Origin of the sequence: Paenibacillus urinalis, from assembly GCF_028747985.1 — a bacterium.
GTDB classification, from domain to species: Bacteria; Bacillota; Bacilli; order Paenibacillales; family Paenibacillaceae; genus Paenibacillus; species Paenibacillus urinalis.
The window spans coordinates 4,730,567-4,737,500 of sequence record NZ_CP118108.1 but is presented as its reverse complement, the minus strand read 5'-3'; the positions used below and the strand labels follow the sequence as shown (position 1 = coordinate 4,737,500).

The 6,934-nt window shown below is 48.6% G+C and carries 1 protein-coding gene, 11 tRNA genes and 2 rRNA genes (1 of these 14 only partly in view); all 14 read left to right on the top strand.

The features are described 5' to 3' along the window. Positions 1-2,337, top strand: a 23S ribosomal RNA gene (locus PUW25_RS21990) (it extends 595 nt beyond the left edge of the window). 200 nt (positions 2,338-2,537) lie between these two features. Continuing rightward, positions 2,538-2,654: ribosomal RNA gene (rrf, locus tag PUW25_RS21985) — 5S ribosomal RNA — on the top strand. Positions 2,655-2,707: 53 nt separating this feature from the next. Next, a tRNA-Asn gene (locus PUW25_RS21980) sits at positions 2,708-2,783 on the top strand. 3 nt (positions 2,784-2,786) lie between these two features. After that, a tRNA-Thr gene (locus tag PUW25_RS21975) sits at positions 2,787-2,859 on the top strand. Positions 2,860-2,871: 12 nt separating this feature from the next. After that, a tRNA-Glu gene (locus tag PUW25_RS21970) sits at positions 2,872-2,943 on the top strand. A 9-nt stretch (positions 2,944-2,952) separates the two neighbouring features. After that, positions 2,953-3,028 (top strand) — tRNA-Val (locus PUW25_RS21965). A 63-nt stretch (positions 3,029-3,091) separates the two neighbouring features. Next, positions 3,092-3,166: transfer RNA gene (locus PUW25_RS21960), tRNA-Gln, on the top strand. Positions 3,167-3,173: 7 nt separating this feature from the next. Then, positions 3,174-3,249, top strand: a tRNA-Lys gene (locus PUW25_RS21955). Positions 3,250-3,260: 11 nt separating this feature from the next. Continuing rightward, a tRNA-Leu gene (locus PUW25_RS21950) sits at positions 3,261-3,341 on the top strand. A gap of 10 nt (positions 3,342-3,351) precedes the next feature. Continuing rightward, positions 3,352-3,426: transfer RNA gene (locus PUW25_RS21945), tRNA-Gly, on the top strand. A 6-nt stretch (positions 3,427-3,432) separates the two neighbouring features. Further along, positions 3,433-3,509: transfer RNA gene (locus PUW25_RS21940), tRNA-Arg, on the top strand. An 8-nt stretch (positions 3,510-3,517) separates the two neighbouring features. Next, positions 3,518-3,591 (top strand) — tRNA-Pro (locus PUW25_RS21935). A 9-nt stretch (positions 3,592-3,600) separates the two neighbouring features. Next, a tRNA-Gly gene (locus tag PUW25_RS21930) sits at positions 3,601-3,671 on the top strand. Positions 3,672-4,011: 340 nt separating this feature from the next. Then, positions 4,012-6,801: a phosphoenolpyruvate carboxylase gene (ppc, locus tag PUW25_RS21925; protein WP_274337509.1), complete on the top strand. Its 2,790-nt coding sequence runs from the start codon at positions 4,012-4,014 to the stop codon at positions 6,799-6,801. Positions 6,802-6,934 lie beyond the last annotated feature (133 nt).

Here is a 6,934-nt window from a genome sequence, read left to right as displayed (position 1 = left end):
TGGGTGATGGCGTGCCTTTTGTAGAATGAACCGGCGAGTTACGTTCCCGTGCAAGGTTAAGGTGAAGAGCCGTAGCCGCAGCGAAAGCGAGTCTGAATAGGGCGATGTAGTACGTGGACGTAGACCCGAAACCGTGTGATCTACCCCTGTCCAGGGTGAAGGTGCGGTAACACGCACTGGAGGCCCGAACCCACGCACGTTGAAAAGTGCGGGGATGAGGTGGGGGTAGCGGAGAAATTCCAATCGAACTCGGAGATAGCTGGTTCTCCCCGAAATAGCTTTAGGGCTAGCCTCGGAAATCATGAGTCGTGGAGGTAGAGCACTGATTGGGTGCGGGGCCCGCAAGGGTTACCAAGCTCAGTCAAACTCCGAATGCCATAGACTTAATTCCGGGAGTCAGACAGTGAGTGCTAAGATCCATTGTCAAGAGGGAAACAGCCCAGACCATCAGCTAAGGTCCCCAAGTGTGTGTTAAGTGGGAAAGGATGTGGAGTTGCACAGACAACCAGGATGTTGGCTTAGAAGCAGCCACCATTTAAAGAGTGCGTAATAGCTCACTGGTCGAGTGACTCTGCGCCGAAAATGTAACGGGGCTAAACACACCACCGAAGCTATGGCTTGATACTTTAGTATCAGGGGTAGGGGAGCGTTGTATGCAGCCGTGAAGGTGGACCGGAAGGACTGCTGGAGCGCATACAAGTGAGAATGCCGGTATGAGTAACGAAAAGATCAGTGAGAATCTGATCCGCCGAAAACCTAAGGGTTCCTGAGGAAGGCTCGTCCGCTCAGGGTAAGTCGGGACCTAAGGCGAGGCCGATAGGCGTAGTCGAAGGACAACAGGTCGAAATTCCTGTACCACCGTAAATCGTTACGAGCGATGGGGGGACGCAGTAGGGTAGTGACGCAGACTGATGGATGTCTGTCCAAGCAGTGAGGCTGGTATGTAGGCAAATCCGCATACTATTAAGGCTGGACTGTGATGGGGAGTGAAAATTACAGTAGCGAAGGTCATGATCTCACACTGCCAAGAAAAGCCTCTAGCCAGATGAAGGTGCCCGTACCGTAAACCGACACAGGTAGGTGAGAAGAGAATTCTAAGGCGCGCGGAAGAACTCTCGTTAAGGAACTCGGCAAAATGACCCCGTAACTTCGGGAGAAGGGGTGCCCCGGTAGTGTGAATAGCACGAGGGGGCCGCAGTGAAAAGGCCCAAGCGACTGTTTAGCAAAAACACAGGTCTGTGCGAAGCCGCAAGGCGAAGTATACGGGCTGACGCCTGCCCGGTGCTGGAAGGTTAAGGGGAGCGGTTAGGGGTTAAACCCGAAGCTGTGAACCGAAGCCCCAGTAAACGGCGGCCGTAACTATAACGGTCCTAAGGTAGCGAAATTCCTTGTCAGGTAAATTCTGACCCGCACGAATGGCGTAACGACTTGGGCGCTGTCTCAACGAGAGATCCGGTGAAATTTTAATACCTGTGAAGATGCAGGTTACCCGCGACAAGACGGAAAGACCCCATGGAGCTTTACTGCAGCTTGATATTGGATTTGGGTACGATCTGTACAGGATAGGTGGGAGCCTAGGAAACAGGAGCGCCAGCTTCTGTGGAGGCAACGTTGGGATACCACCCTGATCGTATCTAGGTTCTAACTTGGTACCGTGATCCGGTGCGAGGACAGTGTCAGGTGGGCAGTTTGACTGGGGCGGTCGCCTCCTAAAGAGTAACGGAGGCGCCCAAAGGTTCCCTCAGAATGGTTGGAAATCATTCGAAGAGTGTAAAGGCACAAGGGAGCTTGACTGCGAGACCTACAAGTCGAGCAGGGACGAAAGTCGGGCTTAGTGATCCGGTGGTACCGCATGGAAGGGCCATCGCTCAACGGATAAAAGCTACCCTGGGGATAACAGGCTTATCTCCCCCAAGAGTCCACATCGACGGGGAGGTTTGGCACCTCGATGTCGGCTCATCGCATCCTGGGGCTGAAGTAGGTCCCAAGGGTTGGGCTGTTCGCCCATTAAAGCGGTACGCGAGCTGGGTTCAGAACGTCGTGAGACAGTTCGGTCCCTATCTGTCGTGGGCGTAGGAAATTTGAGAGGAGCTGTCCTTAGTACGAGAGGACCGGGATGGACGTACCGCTGGTGTACCAGTTGTTCCGCCAGGAGCACCGCTGGGTAGCTATGTACGGACGGGATAAGCGCTGAAAGCATCTAAGCGTGAAGCCCCCCTCAAGATGAGATTTCCCAATTAGTAAGACCCCTTGAAGACGACGAGGTAGATAGGCTGGGGGTGGAAGTGCAGCAATGCATGGAGCTGACCAGTACTAATCGGTCGAGGGCTTATCCTAAGAGTTTTCGAAGAAAACTTGCTTCGGAAGCATAAGCACAGAACCCCGAGAACAACGGGAAAAGCACTAAATCGCACATTGTTTCGTATCTAGTTTTCAGGGAGTAAATCCTTGTAAAGATTTGAAGCTGCATGTCCTTTCTAAGGTCTGATATTTTGCTGGTGATGGTTCACCGAAGATATCACAGCGCAAAAATCATGTTTGGTGGCGATAGCGGAGGGGTTCCACACGTACCCATCCCGAACACGACCGTTAAGCCCTCCAGCGCCGATGGTACTTGGACCGCAGGGTCCTGGGAGAGTAGGACGCCGCCAAGCAAACATCCTTACTCAGTTTTATACTGAGAGATGTGTTGACTACTAGTTAATATTCCCTGATAGCTCAGTTGGTAGAGCACTCGACTGTTAATCGAGTTGTCACAGGTTCGAGTCCTGTTCGGGGAGCCATATGCTCTCATAGCTCAGTAGGTAGAGTGCATCCATGGTAAGGATGAGGTCACCGGTTCGATCCCGGTTGAGAGCTTAGATATTGCAAGGCCCGTTGGTCAAGGGGTTAAGACACCTCCCTTTCACGGAGGTAACAGGGGTTCGAATCCCCTACGGGTCACTTTAGTATGGAGACTTAGCTCAGCTGGGAGAGCATCTGCCTTACAAGCAGAGGGTCGGGGGTTCGATCCCCTCAGTCTCCACCATTATTTATTTCGTAAATATTGGATATACTATATATGAAGATAATACTCATCATATAAAAATGTTGGGGATTAGCCAAGCGGTAAGGCAACGGACTTTGACTCCGTCACGCATAGGTTCGAATCCTATATCCCCAGCCATTTATATGAGCCATTAGCTCAGTTGGTAGAGCACCTGACTTTTAATCAGGGTGTCGAAGGTTCGAGTCCTTCATGGCTCACCAGTTAATCATATGCGCGTGTGGCGGAATTGGCAGACGCACTAGACTTAGGATCTAGCGTCCTTGACGTGGGGGTTCGAGTCCCTTCACGCGCATTGATTTTTTGCGGACGTGGCTCAGCGGTAGAGCATCGCCTTGCCAAGGCGAGGGTCGCGGGTTCGATTCCCGTCGTCCGCTCCATATTTTGCGCCCTTAGCTCAGCTGGATAGAGCGTTTGACTACGAATCAAAAGGTCGGGAGTTCGAATCTCTCAGGGCGCGCCATTTACTATCGGGATGTAGCTCAGCTTGGTAGAGCACCTGGTTTGGGACCAGGGGGTCGCATGTTCAAATCGTGTCATCCCGATTGTATTTTGCGGGTGTAGTTCAATGGTAGAACTCCAGCCTTCCAAGCTGGTAGCGTGGGTTCGATTCCCATCACCCGCTTCATTATACTTATTGTAAAGCCTGATCTTATGGATGGGCTTTTTTTTGTATATCTACTCCCCGTCGGGCCACGCACGAGGTCTATTTTTCATATGCACTTGTTGTAAAAAATATCTATAATTAGAATTAGAATGGATCTCTACTCAAGGCGCGTTGATCTGATGACAAAGGTGTAGAAATACGAAGTATAACTGAATATTCTATTCGAAAATTGTCAAAAAACCTGTATTTTCTATCACAAAACTAAAGATTTTACCTGATTTTTATTGTATCATGTTATGAAGGTGTCAATTTTGACGGACGATTAACTTTGTATTCAGCTGGAGATAGGAGGATATGCATGACAGAACTTATGGCAACCGCGAACAAAAACAATTCAAATAATTTGTTGCGTCGGGATGTGAGGTTTCTAGGTAATATACTTGGTGAGGTTCTGGTACATCAAGGAGGGAACGAACTCCTGAACGTTGTTGAGAAGATTCGCGAGACGAGCAAGGCTTTACGTGCTGAGAATACGCCTGAATTGTTCCAGGAGTTTATGAGCATGATACAGGGGCTTGATTCGGATCGACGTCATCAAGTTATTCGTGCTTTTGCGATTTATTTTCAATTGGTGAACATCGCAGAGCAGAATCATCGGATCCGCCGTAAGAGGGATTACGAGCGTTCTGCGGGAGAGGCTGTACAACCGGGTTCTATTGAGAAGGCTGTACAAACATTGAAGGATAAAGGTTTTGGCTATACTGAGGTACAGAGCATCTTGGAAACAATGTCCCTGGAGCTAGTCATGACCGCGCATCCAACCGAAGCTTCCCGCCGAGTTATTCTTGATATACATAAACGTATATCTGAGGATGTTATGCTCTTGGATAATCCAACCCTTACGCATCGTGAACGTGAACAGCTGCGTGAGAAGCTCCTGAACGAGGTCATAACACTCTGGCAAACAGACGAACTGCGTGATCGTAAGCCAACCGTGCTCGATGAGGTAAGGAATGGAATGTACTATTTCCATGAAACGCTGTTCCATGTACTACCGGATGTTTATGAAGAGCTGGAGCGCTGCCTAGAAAAGTATTATCCAGAACATCGCTGGCATGTGCCTACTTATTTACGTTTTGGCTCCTGGATTGGCGGAGACCGGGATGGGAACCCTTCCGTAACGGCTGACGTTACCTGGGAGACCCTTAGAATGCAGCGTAAGCTTGCTCTGCGTGAATATCAGCGTATTTTGATTGAATTAATGGGTAAACTGAGTTTCAGCACGAATATCGTTACCGTTTCTGAAGAGCTCATGTCTTCTATTGAAGAGGATCGTCAGAAGGTAGTTCTGAAGAAGGCGGATATTTGGCGGAATGAGAAGGAACCTTATCGCATTAAAATCGCCTACATGCTTTCCAAGCTGAATAATGTGCTTGATGACAACAAAGTCGACCAGTCAGACCGTTACGCTTCACCGGAGGAATTGATTAACGACCTGAAGCTAATTGACCGCAGCTTGAGATATCATTATGCGGATTATGTCGCAGACACTTATGTTAAAAAGATTATTCGCCAAGTGGAGCTGTTCGGCTTCCATACCGCGACTTTAGATGTTCGTCAGCACAGCCAAGAGCATGAGAATGCTATGAAGGAAATCTTGGCTCATATGAACATTGTAGATGATTATTCTGCTCTATCTGAGGAAGAGAAGATCGATTTGCTAGCCGGCTTGTTGAGCGATCCACGACCATTAACTTCTTCACATTTCAGCTATAGCGAGAGCACGCAGGAATGTCTTGAAGTATATCGCACGATCTACAGAGCTCAGAAGGAATACGGCAGAAACTGCATTAACAGCTATCTGATCAGTATGACCCGAGGTGCTAGTGATCTTCTCGAAGTAATGGTCTTTGCCAAAGAAGTAGGTCTCTACCGCAGAGAACCAGATGGCACTGTGATTTGTACCATTCAATCTGTGCCACTATTCGAGACTATTGAAGATCTACATGCAGCACCAGCGATCATGAAACGCTTATTCGAATTGTCGGTATATCGCAATTGTGTATCCGCGATGGAGGATCTGCAAGAGATCATGCTGGGTTACTCGGATAGCAACAAAGACGGTGGAGTTGTTACAGCAAACTGGGAGCTGCTCGTAGCCATGAATGAAATTACGGCAGTAAGCCAGAAGTACAATATAAAACTCAAGTTCTTCCACGGACGTGGAGGAGCGCTTGGTCGCGGCGGTATGCCGCTAAACCGCAGTATCATGGCACAGCCGCCTCATACCATTGGTGGAGGCATCAAGATTACGGAACAAGGAGAAGTTCTCTCCTCACGTTATTCCCTGCAAGGAATCGCCTATCGAAGCCTTGAACAGGCGACGTCTGCTCTTCTGACAAGTGCTATGGTTGCCAGTGTGGAGGCACCGGCTGAAGAAGAGGCTTGGAAGGAAATTATCGTATCGATCTCAGAAGCTTCTCTGAAGAAGTACCAAGATCTTGTATTTAATGATCCTGACTTCTTCAATTTCTTCAAGGAATCTACCCCGCTGCCTGAGGTTGGTGAGCTAAATATTGGATCCCGACCTTCTAAGCGGAAGAACAGCAATCGTTTTGAGGACTTACGTGCCATTCCTTGGGTGTTTGCTTGGACACAGAGCCGTTATCTCTTCCCTGCATGGTACGCTGCTGGTACAGGCCTACAGAGCTTCTATCAGGGCAAAGAGGAGAATCTGAGGGTGCTTCAGGATATGTATAAGAACTTCCCGTTCTTCAGTACATTGATTGATACCGTACAGATGGCGGTAGGCAAGGCAGACATGAACATCTCGAAGCAGTACACATCTATGGTACAGGATGATGTGATTCGTGCACGTGTCAAAGGCAAAATCCTTGAAGAATATGAACTAACAAAGGAACTGCTTCTAAAAATTACAGGGCAGCAGGATATCCTTGATAATGTGCCTGTGATTCAGGAATCCATTCGCTTGCGTAATCCGTACGTTGATCCGCTAAGTTACTTGCAAGTGCAGCTGCTTACTGAGCTTCGTGCATTGCGTGAACAAAACGGAGACGATTCTGAATTACTCCGGGAAGTGCTGCTTACCATTAACGGCATTGCCTCAGGGATGCGGAACACAGGCTGATAATAAACATCTAAACATTGAACTGGGTTCAATCTTCGGGAGCTCTCTTATCTTAAGTAGGAGAGTTCCCTATTTTTTTTGACAATTGAAGTGGAAATGATTGATTTTTAACTGCACATGAATTACGATTTGA

What these genes read in the sequence shown, in the direction of transcription:
- ppc (WP_274337509.1), top strand. Translation starts at nt 4,012, where the DNA reads ATGACAGAACTTATGGCAACCGCGAACAAAAACAATTCAAATAATTTG.